Origin of the sequence: Aeromonas sp. sia0103 (assembly GCF_963895295.1) — a bacterium.
Lineage (GTDB): Bacteria > Pseudomonadota > Gammaproteobacteria > Enterobacterales > Aeromonadaceae > Aeromonas > Aeromonas encheleia.
Genome location: NZ_CAWQKG010000004.1, coordinates 54,740 through 68,643 on the forward strand (window position 1 = coordinate 54,740; position 13,904 = coordinate 68,643).

The window sequence follows — 13,904 nt, forward strand, 5'->3', positions numbered from 1 at the left end:
GGGATTGGGCTGTGGGTTCTAATAGTTCAACGTATTCGGACGATCGCGAAAGGGAGGTCGCCGAGAGGTCGCTGGCATCCAAGGTTGCTTGAACGTTTTTCCATCACCATGCTCGCGGTAAACGGACGATTACGCTGCGCTAATCGTCCCTACTGCAAGGCGCTGATTGTATGTTTTGACCATTTAACTCTCTCCATTCTCCGCGCCGTAAACCGCAATATTGGTCGTGGTTCACTGCGGTTTTTCCCGATTTCCCCCCGACTTCACCTTCTCTTCACAGAAGCCCATTTTCCCCTCACAAATCCCCCGTATCTTCTGCTCACTGCTTAAAAGGCCCGGCTTGCCACAGGGGTGGCGAGGGGTTGGTTGTATCGAGGGAGCAAGATGATGAAAGGTTGGATGAAGTGCGGGCTGGCCGGAGCCCTGGTACTGGCGGCGAGTGTCTGGGGCGGCAGCGTGCATGCGGCGGCGATATCGCTCACTCAGGTGAGCGGCCCCGTCTATGTGGTGGAGGATGACTACTACCTCAGGGAGAACTCCATGGTCTACTTCGGCGCTGAGGGGGTGACTGTGGTGGGGGCGACCTGGACGCCGGATACCGCCCGCGAGTTGCACAAGCTTATCAAGAAGGTCAGTCGCAAGCCGGTGCTGGAGGTGATCAACACCAACTACCACACCGATAGGGCCGGCGGTAACGCCTACTGGAAGTCCATCGGCGCGAAAGTGGTCTCGACCCGCCAGACCCGGGATCTGATGCAGAGCGACTGGCAGACCATAGTCGACTTCACCCGCAAGGGGCTGCCGGACTACCCGGACCTGCCGCTGGTGCTGCCGAACGAGGTGCACGACGGCGACTTCAGCCTGCAAGATGGCAAGGTGCGCGCCTTCTACCTGGGCCCGGCCCACACCCCGGACGGCATCTTCGTCTACTTCCCCGATGAGCAGGTGCTCTATGGCAACTGCATCCTCAAGGAGAAGCTGGGCAACCTCGCCTTCGCCGATCTGAAGGCCTATCCGCAGACCCTGGCGCGGCTCAAGGCGATGAAGCTGCCGCTCAAGACGATAGTGGGTGGTCACGACTCGCCGCTGCACGGGCCCGAGCTTATCGATCACTATCAGGCCTTGCTGGCCGAGGCGCCCCGTTCCTGACGGGGCAGCCAATAAAAAAACGCCCGAATCGGGCGTTTTTTTATTGGGGCGGTGAGACGTTAGCGCGTCCGATCAGGCTTCGCTAATCGAGCCCACCGGACTCATCGCTTGCTCTTGCCACTCTTGGGGCCGAGTCCAGCCTAATCGAACGTTCGAGGAGGGTTGGTGGATCCTTGCTTTATACACTCAAAATGTTGGCGGTCCGTGCCTGTGTGATAACTGCTCCAGGATGACCATCTATTTTTATGTCGGCCCGCTAAATTATCTCGCGATCAGCTAGTCATACCAATGCCGCTCTCCCCACCCCATGGAGATGGAGCCCCCCAGCAGTGGGATATTTGTTCCGATAGAGACGCCATAGTCCACGAAAGGGCGATCGGCGTAGGCGTAGCGATAATGGCTTGAGATCCAGCCCCGATCCATGGAGTAAACGGAGCCCAGCTCGCCGTAGGCGCCCAGATAATCAGTTTTTGCCCCGCTCACCTTGCTGTCGGCCCAATAGCCCATGACCCCCCACTCCTGATACAGCTTCACATCCTTGGCGGGAAAGAAGGAGTTGCCCCAGCCGGCATCGAGCATCTCCAGGCTGGCAACCCGATGAGAGTCTCGGGTGCGGCTATAGCCCGTGCGCAGATAGTGAGCGTCATCTAGCGGCTTGGACATCTCCATGCCCCAGCTCGCGGCCAGTTCGCTCGAGCCGGTCTCGATGGCATTGGGAAAGGTCGAGGAGCTTATCTTGCCTAGGCCATGGGTCGATGAGAGATCGACCAGTATCAGCTTCTGGCAGAGTGCCGGCTGGATGCTGAACAAGCAGATGGCGCCCCAAATGCCAACCCTGAGATGATGCATAGTGTTTGCTCCCTGCTACCGCGATAATGACGGAGATAGTGTAGGGTTATCTCTGTCCCGAGTAATCAATCGATGTGTAAATATCTGTGTCAGCGCCTCTCGCATCCTGCCGGGCAACCCCTGTGACGAGCCTGCCCGGATTAAGGCTGTTCAAGCCGGGTGCGCTTTCATAAGATGGATTCCTCTCTGGCCAGTCATTAACAAGTAATTGATATGCAATATAAATCCCTTGAACGGCTGAAGCAGGCCTTTATCACCGGCATGTGGGCGTCCCTTGCCAGCATCGTTATCGGCTTCGCCTTCAAGGTGTGGCTGGCGCAGTGGGTGGCCAAAGCGGATCTGGCGCTGTTCAACAGCGTGGTGGATCTCATCTCCCTCTCCCTCATCCTGATGACCGGCTTTCGCTCCTCCATGGTGGTGAGCTACTCCCAGACCAAAAACGATAGAGACATCATCAATATCTTCCGCTACTTCCTGGCAGGCATAGTGCTGCTCACCTGGGGGCTGGTGATCCCCTATATCAAGCACGGGCTCCATATCCGGGTGGAGTATCTGCAACTGGTGGGGATCATCTTCGGGCTGGGGCTCAAGGTCTATTTCACCAATCTGGTGGCCATGTACCGCATGTACGATATCTCCAACAGGGTCACCTGGCTGGAGCCGCTCGCCAATGCCCTGCTGTTTATGGCCTGCTACTTCGGGTTGGGGATGGATGCGCTCTCGTCGCTCTTCTACGGGCTGACCTCCTCTTCACTGGTCATCGCCGGTTATATGTATCTCTATCGGCGCAGGGCCATCGCCACCCGGCCGCTGGCCAAAGTCGAGCTCGGCCCCGAGATGCGCAGCTATGTGAAAAAGAGCTTTACCGCCTCGCTGGAGGCGGGGGCCAGCATACTGATGATCTACATCACAGTGCTGCTCACCATACGCCACTTCAGCATCGATGAGCTGGGGGATTTCCAGGTGGTGGTACGCCCCATCTTCACCTATATGACGCTGCTGTTTGTGTTCCCGATTTACCGCTTCGTGCTGCCTGAGCTGGCGGTCAATCTGCGCAACGGCGATCACCGCCAGATCAGGATGATCCGCCGCTGGATCTTTCGTCTCTCCACCGTCGTCAGTCTGGTGTTCTTTGTGCTGATGCTGCTGGCGGGCAAGCCGCTGGTGTTGCTGCTGTTCCCCGTCGACTATGTGGGCGCCGTGCCCGTGCTGTTCCACTTCTCCATCTTCTTTATCTTTATGATGCTCAACGGCTACCAGCTCGCCTATATCAAGGCCCATGGCCACTTCACCCAGAGCCTGCTGATCCGCCTAGTCGGCATAGTGGCGCTGGTGGCGGCCTACTATCTGGTGGCCGAGTTCACTACCAACGTGGTGGCCATTATCGTGGCGCTGGGGCTGGGCTATATGGTGATGTTTATCCTCTCGACGCTGGCGGAGCGGCGGATCCTGAAATCCCTGCCACTGGTGCTGGCGACCCGCTAGGTGTTCAGTCACCAAGCGTGGCGCTGGCCCCTGTCGGATAACAAAAAACGCCCATGCGGGCGTTTTTTTATTGGCGGAGTAGGGCGGCTTAACGCTTGCCCTTGCCACTCTTGGTGCCCAGAGCCTGTTTTCTGGCGCGCTGCTTCTGGGCCGCCTTGCTGTTGCGGCGCGGCTCGGGCTCTGAGCGGGTGAGATCCGGCTCGAAGCCGGGGAACCACTGCTGGGGCAGGCGGCTATCGAGCACGGCCTCGACCTTCTCCAGGAGTGGCGCATCCTCAGAGCTGAACAAGGTGATGGCGAGCCCCTTGTTGCCGGCGCGACCGGTGCGGCCGATGCGGTGCACGTAATCCTCCGGCTGATGTGGAAACTCCAGGTTGATCACATAGTTCAGCTCCTGGATATCCAGCCCGCGGGCGGCCACGTCGGTGGCGACCAGGGCCTGCAGGCTGCCCGCCTTGAACTCCTGCAACACCTTCTCCCGTGCCCCCTGGGAGAGATCCCCATGGAAGGCGAGGGCGTTGATGCCGGCCTTGCCGAGCCGCTGGGCCAGCTGGTCCGCCCCCTGGCGGGTGCGGCTGAAGATCAGCGCCGGCGCCCAGCCCTTCACCTTGAGCAGGTGCTCCACCAGTGCCAGCTTGCGATCGCCGTCCACCGCATAGATCCGCTGCTCCACCTCCGCCGCCGTGGTGTTGCGGGTTGCCACCTCGATCAACTCGGGGTCGCGCAGCAGCACACGGCTCAGGGCAAACAGGTTGTCATCGCAGGTGGCGGAGAACAGCAGGGTCTGGCGATCGGCGGGGATCTGCTTTAGCAGCGCCTTGATCTCGTCCATAAAGCCCATGTCGAGCATCCTGTCTGCCTCGTCGAACACCAGATGGCCGAGCCGGGACAGGCTCAGAGCCCCCTGGCGCAGATGATCGAGCAGCCTGCCCGGGGTGGCGATCAGCAGATCGACCCCGTTCTTTAGCGCCTCCACCTGGGCCGCAATGCTGACGCCGCCGTAGACCAGGGCGCTGGTGAGACCTGTGTCCTTGCCATAACGCAGCACGCTCTCGTGTACCTGCACCGCCAGCTCGCGGGTCGGCACCAGCACCAGGGCGCGGATCGGTCTGCCCTCATCGGCCTCCCTCGGCATGGTCAGCAACTGCTGCAGGATGGGCAGCACGAAGGCGGCGGTCTTGCCGGTGCCGGTCTGGGCGCCAGCCATCAGATCGCGCCCGGCCAGAACGACCGGGATGGCGCTGGCCTGAATGGGGGTCGGCGTCTCGTACCCCAGCTCGGTCAGGGTCTGTAGCAGGCGAGGGGAGAGGGCCAATTCGGCGAAGGAGACAAGGGACATAGGGGTACCAGTATGGGGTCGTCGCGGCCGGGACCGTGACGGAAACAGGATAGTGACCGTGATGGTAGCAGAAGCGCCCCCCACAGCAGAAGGCGATTGCCCCTGCCGACACCTAGGGAGCGGCAAGGAACATCAGAAGTGCGGGATCAGCCGGTCGGGCTCCCGGGAGTCCTGATGAGCTCGATGTGCTGCCCCTGATAGTGGGCGATGTTGTGTTTGCCGTGCTGCTTGACGTGATAGAGCAGCTCGTCGGCCAGGGTGATGGCGTCAGACACCGTCAGATAATCGCGGATGCGGATGATGCCTGCCGAGAAGGTGATGGGGCCGGGCAATTGGGGAAGCCGGAGCTCCTGCTCCAGCAGGCGGGCGACCGCGTGCCGCATCGCCGCCTCATCCTCCAGCCCCTTGTAGAGCGCGATAAACTCCTCGCCCCCCCAGCGGATGGCGCAGTCCCCCTTGCGGATGTTCTCCTGCAGATGGCGGGCGAAGGCGGCGAGGGCGATGTCCCCCACCGCGTGGCCATGGATGTCGTTGACCGACTTGAAGTTGTCGATGTCCAGGATCATCAGGTAGTCATGCTCCTGCAGCAGGGCATTGTCCAGGATGTCCCGTCTTGGCAGCCGGGTCAGATGATCGGTGTAGGCCAGGGTCTGCAGCCGGGCATAGGCCCGCCGCCCGGTCAGCATCAGCAGCAGCAGGGCGATCAGGTAGAGCTTGAAGGCGGGGCCATAGAGCGCCACCCGCACGAAGTCGCCGTAGCCGTAGGACCATTTCAGATAGAGATCCGCGCCGGCCTTGGTCTGCATGAGGCGGGTGCTCAGGCAGAGGTGCCAGGAACGGCAGGGTTCGGCGGCATCGAAGGAGATGACGGTGCGGCTCGGGTTGAGGGTCTCGAAGGGGCGAAACACGGCCTTGAAGGCCTCATGGATGTCGATGTCTATCCCCGACAGGCCATAGCGATAGTCCCTTTTCGCCTGGTCGTAGAAGACGAAGGGGAAGTACATGGTGATGGTCTGCAACTGGGTAAAGGCGTCGGTATAGATCTCGGATACCTGGGCCTCGTCCGCACTGCAGGGAACATGGGTGGAGGCGAAGGCGGCGCAGCCGAAGTAGTGACGCCAGGGCTTGAGGTCATCCAGCCTGGTGTTGCTGGGCAGTAGTCGCCTCGGCAGGATCTGCTTGTCGGCCACCATGCCGAGCAGGCGATAGTCGTCGTAGAAGGCATAGAGATTGATGACATCGGGATAGGAGAGGGCATATTGGTAGGCGATGAGCATCTCGCTGGTGGGCGGCAGTATGGGGATGACAGCGATGCGATCGCGGAACTTGACGTCATAGCCATAGACATAGACGGTCGCATCCTGGTTCTCGCTGAAGATGGGGGCCTTGATGCTGCTGCCGTCGACGAACTGGGCCAGATGTTCCGGCTCCAGAATGCGGGCCCGTTGATAGTAGACCTCGAACACGTTCTGCTGCTTGGCGGTGATGAGCTGCATGTCATGCCGGATGCTGAGGTAGGTGTAGTAGAGCACCAGCGCCAGACCCGACAGGACCAGGCACAGCAGGGTCAGCCGAAGCAGCCATTTGCGGGGTATGTCGCGCATTCTCGATACAGACATGCCTATGGGTTTCCTAGGGGGCTATATGGAGCCGCTCATCAACTAATTCGCCCCAGTATAAACAAGTTGTAGCGCAGAGCATCCGCCAATGATGCCTTTGTTAACTGACGCGACGATAAATATCAAGGAGATAGCGAGTCAGGCTATTGGTATGGCGAGAGGTGGGTGTTGATTGGATCTGCATGGCTTTCTTTGAAGCCATGGCGCTTAGCTGTTGCGCCCTGTCGAAGATTCCACGATGGATGATCTCATATGCGGCGCTGTCATGAAAAAGAGGGCGTTGCACCCTCTTTGATGATCAATAAGGTCGGTTATTTTTTCTGGTATTTGGGGGAATAAGGGCCGTAGAGAATGCTATTTGGCATATCGGCACTCAGCAGTCGGAAGCTGGTGATCCCCGCAATCTCATGACCCTTGTCGGTGACTGTGTCGGCAATCTGGTTAACGACTGCCACCACCAACATGCCGATCAGACTGCCACCTGAGTTACTTTGTTGCTCGGCGCTGCTCGCGCTAGCGGTGCCTTCCCACAGCAGCTTGCCAGTGCGCAGATCCACCAGACGGGCGCTGGCCGTGACCACAGTCGCGCTGGATATCACCAGATAGCTGGTGCCATAGTCCTTGATGTCGAGATAGAGCGCGGTATCGGCACCATAGATCTCATGGAGCTTCTGAGTGGGCAGGGCATGAATATCCGTCGCCTCGGTCACACCATTCTGACGGAAGGTTTCGTTAGTGACAGCTACCGGCAGTACATAGTAACCCGACTCCGCAAGGGGGAAAGTGATCTGGGACTGCAAGCTGGCGCCGGCTTTGACATCCGGTGAGTGATTCACCGGTGGCAGCACCAGGATGGAGGTTGGTCTGCTCTCCTTGAAGTTGCTGTAATCATAGCTGGGGCGCTGTGCGCAGCCTGCCAGCAGAAGGGTGCTCAACATGAGCGAGAAGATGACACGCAGGCTCATTGAGTGACCCCTTTCTTGTTGGACATCAGGAAGTTCATGAAGGGAGCTGACTCAGGGAAGAGACGCTTTTCGGTCTCGAATTGCTGACGGGTTTGTTCATCCTTGCCCAGCTGTGCGTAAAGCATCCCCAAGTGAGCGTGGAAGCCAGGAGGAACGGCCAGCCCCTTGGCGCTGGCTTCCTGCTGGTTTTTCTCCAGCGCGGTAATCTGGGCTTCCACCCCGGCCTCGTCTCCTTGCATTGTCTGGTAAACGACGTGCTGGTATTGATCCCAGTTGTAAAGGGATCGTGGCGCCTGTGCGCAGGCGGTTAGCAGCATGGCACTGGCCAGCAGCAGATACAGATTGAAAGATTTCATCGTCATTGTTCCTATTGCGCTGGGTGCCAGGCGCCGGTTTCGATACCATTCACCAGGTTGTTGACGGCCTCGCGGACAGCGAGATCCAGCACCTTGCCATTCAGGGTGGAGTCATAGCTGGCCGTGCCACCGAAACCGATGACTTCACGGTTGGATAGCTCGAATTCACCAGCACCTTGAGAGGAGAAGACAACTTCGGAGGTGGTGACGTTGACGATGTTCAGGTTGACCTTGGCATAGGCAATCTGGGATTTTCCGCGGCCCAGGATGCCAAACAGCTGGTGGTCACCGACTTCCTTGCGGCCAAACTCCGTCACGTCACCGGTTACCACATAGTCAGCACCCTTGAGTTTCTGGGCTTGCTGTTTGATCCCTGCCTCAGCCTTGATCTCATCCATGTTGTCGCGATCCAGCACGCTGAAGCGGCCCGTCTGCTGCAGGTGGGTGATCAGTATGGTTTTTGCCTGGCTACCCAGTCGATCCACACCATCGGAGAAGATGCCACGCATATAGCTGGAGCGGTTGTCGAATTTGCCGACGGCTATCGGACTGCGTACCCCCTGATACTGGCTCTGGTAGGTGGCTACTTTTGGCACTTCCAGTGAACGAGAGGATTCACTGGCACAACCGGTCAACAAGCTTGTTATCAGTATGAAACAATATGAAACAACTAACTTCTTCATATAAGATCCCGTTATTTAAGGAAAAACAACGGCGGACTCTAACATGGCTCGTCGCAAAGAAAGGCCCCCGGATGGGGGGATGAATGGTCCAAAAATCCTATTTTTAGAGCTTTTGCTTCACTAAATGAAAAATTGGAGGGATGTAGTGGCTGTGAAAGATGCTTTCTGGGGCGCAATCACGGCACGAATCTGGCTGGCCTGCTGTAGATCGGGCTAGTGGTGGCCAAATGTCGATCGGATTGGTGAGGGACGCAGGATTCGCAACAGATCCGACGCGTTGCCCACCAGATGGTGCTCCCCGGTCTGTGCCCGCGATGGGCGCGCCGCCACATCTTGCTGAGTGCCTGCCTGACCGGTCCTGATACTCTGTGTACCGAGGTTTGCCGGCGCGGTACACGGCCAATCGCTGTGGCTGTCCTGGCTCTAGCTGTTGGTGGGGGGGGGTTGTCAGCGGCGCAACCCTGGTCAACCGCATCGCCCCAACGCGAGCCACACCAGGCTGGTGTCGCTCTGCGTGATCGCCTATGTGGCGAACTGGGTGCCGGTACAGCTGGGTTAGGTGAGCGCTTGCTGGCGGCGGTGGATCTGCTCGCCATCAGCAGCATGCTGATCGGTCTGGGACTGGCATGGATGGTGTCCGTGCACGCGGCGGCCTAATCGGCCAGCAGCACCCGCCCGGCATCCAAGTGGTGCATCCACTCCCGCAGGATCAGCAGCGCGGCGGCAAAGCGACGATCCTTGGGCAGTTGCGCCGCCGCCAGCGGATCTCCCTCGACCATGGCGACAAACTGGCCGAACAGCTGCTCGATGCTCTCCCGGCTCAGCTCCTGGTTGCCGAGCATGCTGGCGAGCGGGAGCGGGCTGTGCAGGATCAGCACGGGGTGAGGCGGGATTCCGGCCGCCAGCGGCATCAGTGCATCCTCCACCACCATGATGGCCTGCTCCAGCTCGAGGGCCGTCGGCGGATCCTGGCGAAAGGGCCCAGGCGTCATGGCCGCGAGACCGAAGGCCAGCCGGTGCGTGATGGTGGTGCCGTCGGTCCGGGTGATCTGCACCCCGCTGCTCTGCTCACCCAGGCTAAGTGACAGCCTGTGGCTCCCTGTCTCCCTCATGTCGATCCCTCTGCGATCCCTTGGATAAGACGATTCATACACCCGCCCGTGCGCCCGGGCGAGCGCTTTCTCCCCCCATCTGGTGTGGCCGGCTTGCAAAGCGTATTTGTGATGGCATTCTAGATGTCTAAATGGCTATTTAATCCCTAGGCTTCAGGAGTTCTGATATGGATATTCGTACCGCTCCCCGCATCATTGCGCTCTCCCTTCTGCTGGCGGGAAGCTGCGCCTTCGCCAACGAGGCGCTGGTGATCCAGACCGATTTTGGCCTGAAAGACGGCGCCGTGTCGGCCATGAAGGGGGTCGCCTTCGGGGTGGACCGCACCCTGCCGCTCTATGATCTGACCCACGAGATCCCGGCCTACAACATCTGGGAGGCCTCCTACCGCCTCTATCAGACCATCAACTACTGGCCCAAGGGCACGGTATTCGTGAGCGTGGTGGATCCGGGGGTGGGCACGGCGCGCCACTCGGTGGTGCTCAAGACCAAGAGCGGCCACTACATCGTCTCACCGGACAACGGCACCCTGACCCTGGTGGCCGAGCACTTCGGTATTGAGGCTGTGCGCCAGATCGACGAGAAACGCAACCGCCTCAAGGGTTCCGAGAAGTCCTACACTTTCCACGGTCGCGACGTCTACGCCTACACCGGGGCTCGGCTCGCCTCCGGTGCCATCAGCTACGAGCAGGTGGGCCCGCTGTTGCCCGCCGAGGTGGTGCGGATCCCCTATCAGCCGGCAGTGGCCGAGGCCGGTGGCAGCCTCAAGGGCACCATTCCGATCCTGGATGTGCAGTACGGCAACGTCTGGACCAACATCGACGAGACCCTGCTCACCAAGGCGGGGATCGACAAGGGGGATCAGGCCTGCTTCAGGATAAGCGAGGGAGAGGCGCTGAAATATGAGGGCAAGGCTCCCTACGTCAGCAGCTTCGGCGATGTGCCTGAGGGGCAGCCGCTGGTCTACCTCAACAGCCTGTTGCAGGTGTCGGTGGCGCTCAACATGGACAGCTTCGCCGCCAGGCATCAGGTACAGTCAGGCGCCAACTGGCACATCAGCCTGAAGAAGTGCTAGTGATGGTTGCGTGAGATGACAACGGGCGCCGAGGCGCCCGTTGTGTTTTCAGAAAAGGAGAATGGGATCAGAATTCGTTGGAGAGCGCCTTGTATCCCTTGACCAGATCGATGTTGGTGTGGGCCACGTCTTCGGAGAACTCGGTGGCATCCACGGTGACGCGCGGGATCTGAGCCAGATCGCTCTGCTGGTTGATGCGGGTGGTGGAAGGCACGTAGAAGCCGGGGGGCAGATCGCAGCCATCGATCACCGAGTTGTGGCGCACCACAGAGCCTTCGCCGATGTGGCAGTTGAACAGCACGCTGTTGAAGCCGATGAACACCCGGTTACCGACTTCGCAGGGCCCGTGCACTATGCTGCGGTGGGCGATGGAGCTGTACTCGCCGATGGTGACGGCCGCACCGGACTTGGAATGGATCACCACCCCGTCCTGAATGTTGGAATTGGCACCGATGACGATGGGCTCCATGTCACCGCTGGCATCCACTTCGTCGGCGCGGATCACGGCGTAGGGGCCGACAAACACGTTCTCCTTGATGATCACCTTGCCGCAGATGATGGCGGTCTTGTCGATATAGGCGGATTCGTCGATAACGGGCAGGTGACCGGAGGGATTCTTGCGGATCATGTCATGTCCTGTTGCTGATGAAATCGGGGAAAATGGCGGGACGCAGAGGCTCGCCGGAGAATCAGCTTACGCCTCTGTTTTGGAGGGGGAAACCCTTTACTGGTCTGACCCTCCTTTAGTAGGGACATTTCAGATGGTTGTTCTTTGACTCCCTGGTATGGGAGCATGTGGCTCGGCAGGCGGGTTGTGTTCCTCGCAAGAATGGGCCGGATTGCGATAATGGAGGCTGAGAAATGAAGAAGATGATGCTGTTGCTGGTGGGAGCCTTGCTCTGTGCCCAGGCGGTGCAGGCCAAGGGGAGGGCGGGCGATTTCGACTATTACGCCCTGGCACTCTCCTGGTCGCCGGAGCACTGCGCCGTCAAGCCGGGCGATCGGGAGCAGTGCAGCCGCCAGCTGGGCTTCGTGCTGCACGGCCTCTGGCCCCAGTATCAGCGTGGCTATCCGAGCGATTGCAGCGCTGAACCGCTGGATCCCGAGATGGAGCGCGAGTTTGCCGGGCTCTATCCCAGTCGCTTCCTCTATCGCCATGAGTGGCAGAAGCATGGAACCTGCTCCGGCCTCAGCCAGCCGCAATTCCATCAGCTGGCCAGCGAGCTGCGCCAGAAGGTGAAGCTGCCTGCCGCCTATCAGGCCCCTGAGGAGCCGCTGCGCAAGAGCCGTTTCCAGCTCAAGGCCGATCTGGCCGATGCCAATGAGTGGCTGGCGCCGGACAGCATCACCATCGCCTGCGCCGATGGTGGCCGTTTCCTGCGGGAGGTCTACGTTTGCGTCAATAAGGAAGGGACTGATGCCGTCGCCTGCTCGGACGAGATGCAAAAGCGCGAGCAGCGTTCCTGTGGTCAGCCGGATTTCTTGCTACGCAGCGTGCGTTGATCCCTCTTTATCTTCATCAGGCCCCTTGCGGGCCTGATGTTCAAATACCGCCATCGGAAAGGAGTTTGAGCCATGACCACCATGAAACAGTTCTCTACGCCGGAGCGAAGCTTGCTGCTCGGGGTGAAAGGGGTGGGCCCCACCGTCATCGGGCGGCTCGAGCAGCTGGGCTACCATAGCCTGCACGAATTGGCAGGGGCTGACGCGACCCATATCGTCAAGCTGGTGGCCAGCCTGCTGGGCTCGACCTGCTGGCAGAACAGCCCGCAGGCGCGCGGCGCCATCGAGGGAGCCATCGCCCTGGCCCGCGCTCAGCTGCAAGCCGAACCGGACCAGGCAGGACGACAGGAGACAGGGGCATGACGCTGCTCTCCCAACTCGGGATCCGCTATCCCATCATTCAGGCCCCCATGGCGGGGGTACAGGACTGTGCCCTGCCACTGGCGGTTGCCGCCGCCGGGGGGCTCGGCTCCCTGCCAGCCGCCATGCTCAGCCCGACCGAGCTGCGCCAGGCATTGAGGGTACTCAAGGAGCGTGGCCAACCGTTCAACATCAACTTCTTCTGTCACCGTCAGGCCGAGCCAGACCCGGTAGAGGCACGCCGTTGGCGACAGGCGCTCGCGCCTTATTATGCCGAGTTCGGGCTGGCTGCCGATGCCGTCCTCAGTGTGCCTGGCCGAGCCCCCTTCAGTGCGGAGCAGGCCGCCATCCTGGCCGAGTTCCAGCCCGCCGTGGTCAGCTTTCACTTTGGTCTGCCCGCGCCCGCGCTGCTTGCCAGCGTGAAAGCCTGGGGCGCCCGGGTGTTGGCCAGCGCGACCACGGTCGCGGAGGCTGTCTGGCTGACGCAACATGGCGCCGACGCCATCATCGCGCAGGGGCTGGAGGCGGGGGGCCATCGCGGCCACTTCCTCGATGAGGACCTCAGCCTGCAACAGGGCACCTTCACCCTGCTGCCGCAGATCGTGCAGGCGGTCGGGCTGCCGGTCATAGCGGCGGGGGGCATAGTCGATGGCAAGGGGATCCGTGCCGCCCTGGCGCTGGGGGCGAGCGCCGTGCAGATGGGGACGGCCTTTCTCTGTAGTCATGAGGCGACGACCTCGCGCATGCACCGTGTGGCCATTAACTCGGCGCAAGGCCAGCATACGGCCCTGACCAACCTGTTCAGCGGCCGCCCCGCCAGAGGCATCGTCAACCGCCTGGTGCGGGAGCTGGGCCCGCTCTCTGCCTCGGCGCCCGCCTTCCCCCATGCCAGTGCGGCATTGGCTCCTTTGCGTGGTGCGGCAGAAAAGAGCGGGAGCCATGACTTCTCACCGCTCTGGGCGGGCCAGAATGTAACGGGTTGCCTCGACCTGCCTGCGGCCGAGCTGATCGCAATCTGGGTGGCCGAGGCTGGATTGGTTTGATTTGATGCCGCCATCTATCCCTGCTTGCTCTCCTTTATATAGGTATCCGGTTTCTGGTCATGGCCGCTTGGGGGGATAAAGAGGATATCAAGCCCCGCTCAGGGCCCGTTTTGACGGGGTTCTGTGGATAAGTTTGTACAAAAGCTGTGGTTGGATATGAATAACTAAGAAATCGCCGATTTTTACAGTTTTATTGCAGTAACCCCCTTGTCAGCGTGATCAATCTCTCTATAATGCGCCACATCGACAGGGCAAGCGGCAACGCAAACAAGCCGGTCGGTGCCTCGATAAAGCCTCTGAAAATAAGGCTTGACTCGAGAAGGCGGTTGAGTAGAATGCCACTCCCGCAGCGACAAAACGTTGCAACG

General features: G+C 60.3%; 15 protein-coding genes. 7 read left to right on the forward strand and 8 right to left on the reverse strand.

From position 1 onward, the window contains the following. The first annotated feature begins 384 nt into the window (after window positions 1-384). Window positions 385-1,149: a CphA family subclass B2 metallo-beta-lactamase gene (gene cphA, locus AACW18_RS01635; RefSeq protein ID WP_218389967.1), complete on the forward strand. Its 765-nt coding sequence runs from the start codon at window positions 385-387 to the stop codon at window positions 1,147-1,149. A 276-nt stretch (window positions 1,150-1,425) separates the two neighbouring features. On the opposite strand, the gene AACW18_RS01640 is transcribed toward cphA, so the two are convergent. Beyond that, window positions 1,426-1,998, reverse strand: a complete 573-nt coding sequence (locus AACW18_RS01640; protein ID WP_218389968.1) for a hypothetical protein — start codon at window positions 1,996-1,998, stop codon at window positions 1,426-1,428. A gap of 213 nt (window positions 1,999-2,211) precedes the next feature. Here AACW18_RS01640 and AACW18_RS01645 point away from each other — a divergent pair, with 213 nt between their 5' ends. Then, window positions 2,212-3,483: a lipopolysaccharide biosynthesis protein gene (locus AACW18_RS01645; RefSeq protein WP_218389969.1), complete on the forward strand. Its 1,272-nt coding sequence runs from the start codon at window positions 2,212-2,214 to the stop codon at window positions 3,481-3,483. 88 nt (window positions 3,484-3,571) lie between these two features. On the opposite strand, the gene AACW18_RS01650 is transcribed toward AACW18_RS01645, so the two are convergent. The 5 genes from AACW18_RS01650 to AACW18_RS01670 all read right to left on the reverse strand — a co-directional run bounded on the left by AACW18_RS01650 (window position 3,572) and on the right by AACW18_RS01670 (window position 8,358). Continuing rightward, complete coding sequence (locus AACW18_RS01650; protein ID WP_218389970.1) at window positions 3,572-4,822, reverse strand: DEAD/DEAH box helicase; 1,251 nt, start codon at window positions 4,820-4,822, stop codon at window positions 3,572-3,574. A 146-nt stretch (window positions 4,823-4,968) separates the two neighbouring features. Then, window positions 4,969-6,441, reverse strand: coding sequence for a sensor domain-containing diguanylate cyclase (locus AACW18_RS01655; protein WP_218389971.1), 1,473 nt, complete (start codon window positions 6,439-6,441; stop codon window positions 4,969-4,971). Window positions 6,442-6,752: 311 nt separating this feature from the next. After that, window positions 6,753-7,406, reverse strand: a complete 654-nt coding sequence (locus AACW18_RS01660; RefSeq protein ID WP_042652861.1) for a DUF799 domain-containing protein — start codon at window positions 7,404-7,406, stop codon at window positions 6,753-6,755. Then, window positions 7,403-7,762: a DUF4810 domain-containing protein gene (locus AACW18_RS01665; protein WP_218389972.1), complete on the reverse strand. Its 360-nt coding sequence runs from the start codon at window positions 7,760-7,762 to the stop codon at window positions 7,403-7,405. Before AACW18_RS01665 ends, AACW18_RS01660 begins: the two co-directional genes overlap by 4 nt. A gap of 11 nt (window positions 7,763-7,773) precedes the next feature. Continuing rightward, window positions 7,774-8,358: a CsgG/HfaB family protein gene (locus AACW18_RS01670; protein ID WP_232018902.1), complete on the reverse strand. Its 585-nt coding sequence runs from the start codon at window positions 8,356-8,358 to the stop codon at window positions 7,774-7,776. 531 nt (window positions 8,359-8,889) lie between these two features. Between AACW18_RS01670 and AACW18_RS01675 the strand changes: the two genes are divergently transcribed. Further along, complete coding sequence (locus tag AACW18_RS01675; protein WP_339381445.1) at window positions 8,890-9,102, forward strand: hypothetical protein; 213 nt, start codon at window positions 8,890-8,892, stop codon at window positions 9,100-9,102. Here the strand turns inward: AACW18_RS01675 and AACW18_RS01680 are convergent. Continuing rightward, window positions 9,099-9,557, reverse strand: coding sequence for a hypothetical protein (locus tag AACW18_RS01680; RefSeq protein ID WP_218389973.1), 459 nt, complete (start codon window positions 9,555-9,557; stop codon window positions 9,099-9,101). The two genes, AACW18_RS01675 and AACW18_RS01680, sit on opposite strands and share 4 nt — an antisense overlap. 167 nt (window positions 9,558-9,724) lie before the next feature. Here AACW18_RS01680 and AACW18_RS01685 point away from each other — a divergent pair, with 167 nt between their 5' ends. Next, entirely contained in the window at window positions 9,725-10,630 is a 906-nt protein-coding gene (locus AACW18_RS01685) for an SAM hydrolase/SAM-dependent halogenase family protein (protein ID WP_218389974.1), read from the forward strand. A 67-nt stretch (window positions 10,631-10,697) separates the two neighbouring features. Here AACW18_RS01685 and AACW18_RS01690 read toward each other — a convergent pair whose 3' ends face one another. Continuing rightward, window positions 10,698-11,258: a gamma carbonic anhydrase family protein gene (locus tag AACW18_RS01690; protein WP_218292464.1), complete on the reverse strand. Its 561-nt coding sequence runs from the start codon at window positions 11,256-11,258 to the stop codon at window positions 10,698-10,700. Window positions 11,259-11,491: 233 nt separating this feature from the next. Here AACW18_RS01690 and AACW18_RS01695 point away from each other — a divergent pair, with 233 nt between their 5' ends. From AACW18_RS01695 to AACW18_RS01705, 3 genes are all read left to right on the forward strand, one after another. Further along, on the forward strand, window positions 11,492-12,133 hold the full coding sequence (locus AACW18_RS01695) for a ribonuclease T2 family protein (RefSeq protein WP_218389975.1): 642 nt from the start codon (window positions 11,492-11,494) through the stop codon (window positions 12,131-12,133). A gap of 72 nt (window positions 12,134-12,205) precedes the next feature. Beyond that, entirely contained in the window at window positions 12,206-12,496 is a 291-nt protein-coding gene (locus AACW18_RS01700) for a helix-hairpin-helix domain-containing protein (protein ID WP_218292466.1), read from the forward strand. Further along, window positions 12,493-13,536, forward strand: a complete 1,044-nt coding sequence (locus AACW18_RS01705; RefSeq protein WP_218389976.1) for an NAD(P)H-dependent flavin oxidoreductase — start codon at window positions 12,493-12,495, stop codon at window positions 13,534-13,536. The genes AACW18_RS01700 and AACW18_RS01705 overlap by 4 nt, the downstream gene beginning before the upstream one ends. Window positions 13,537-13,904: the final 368 nt, after the last annotated feature.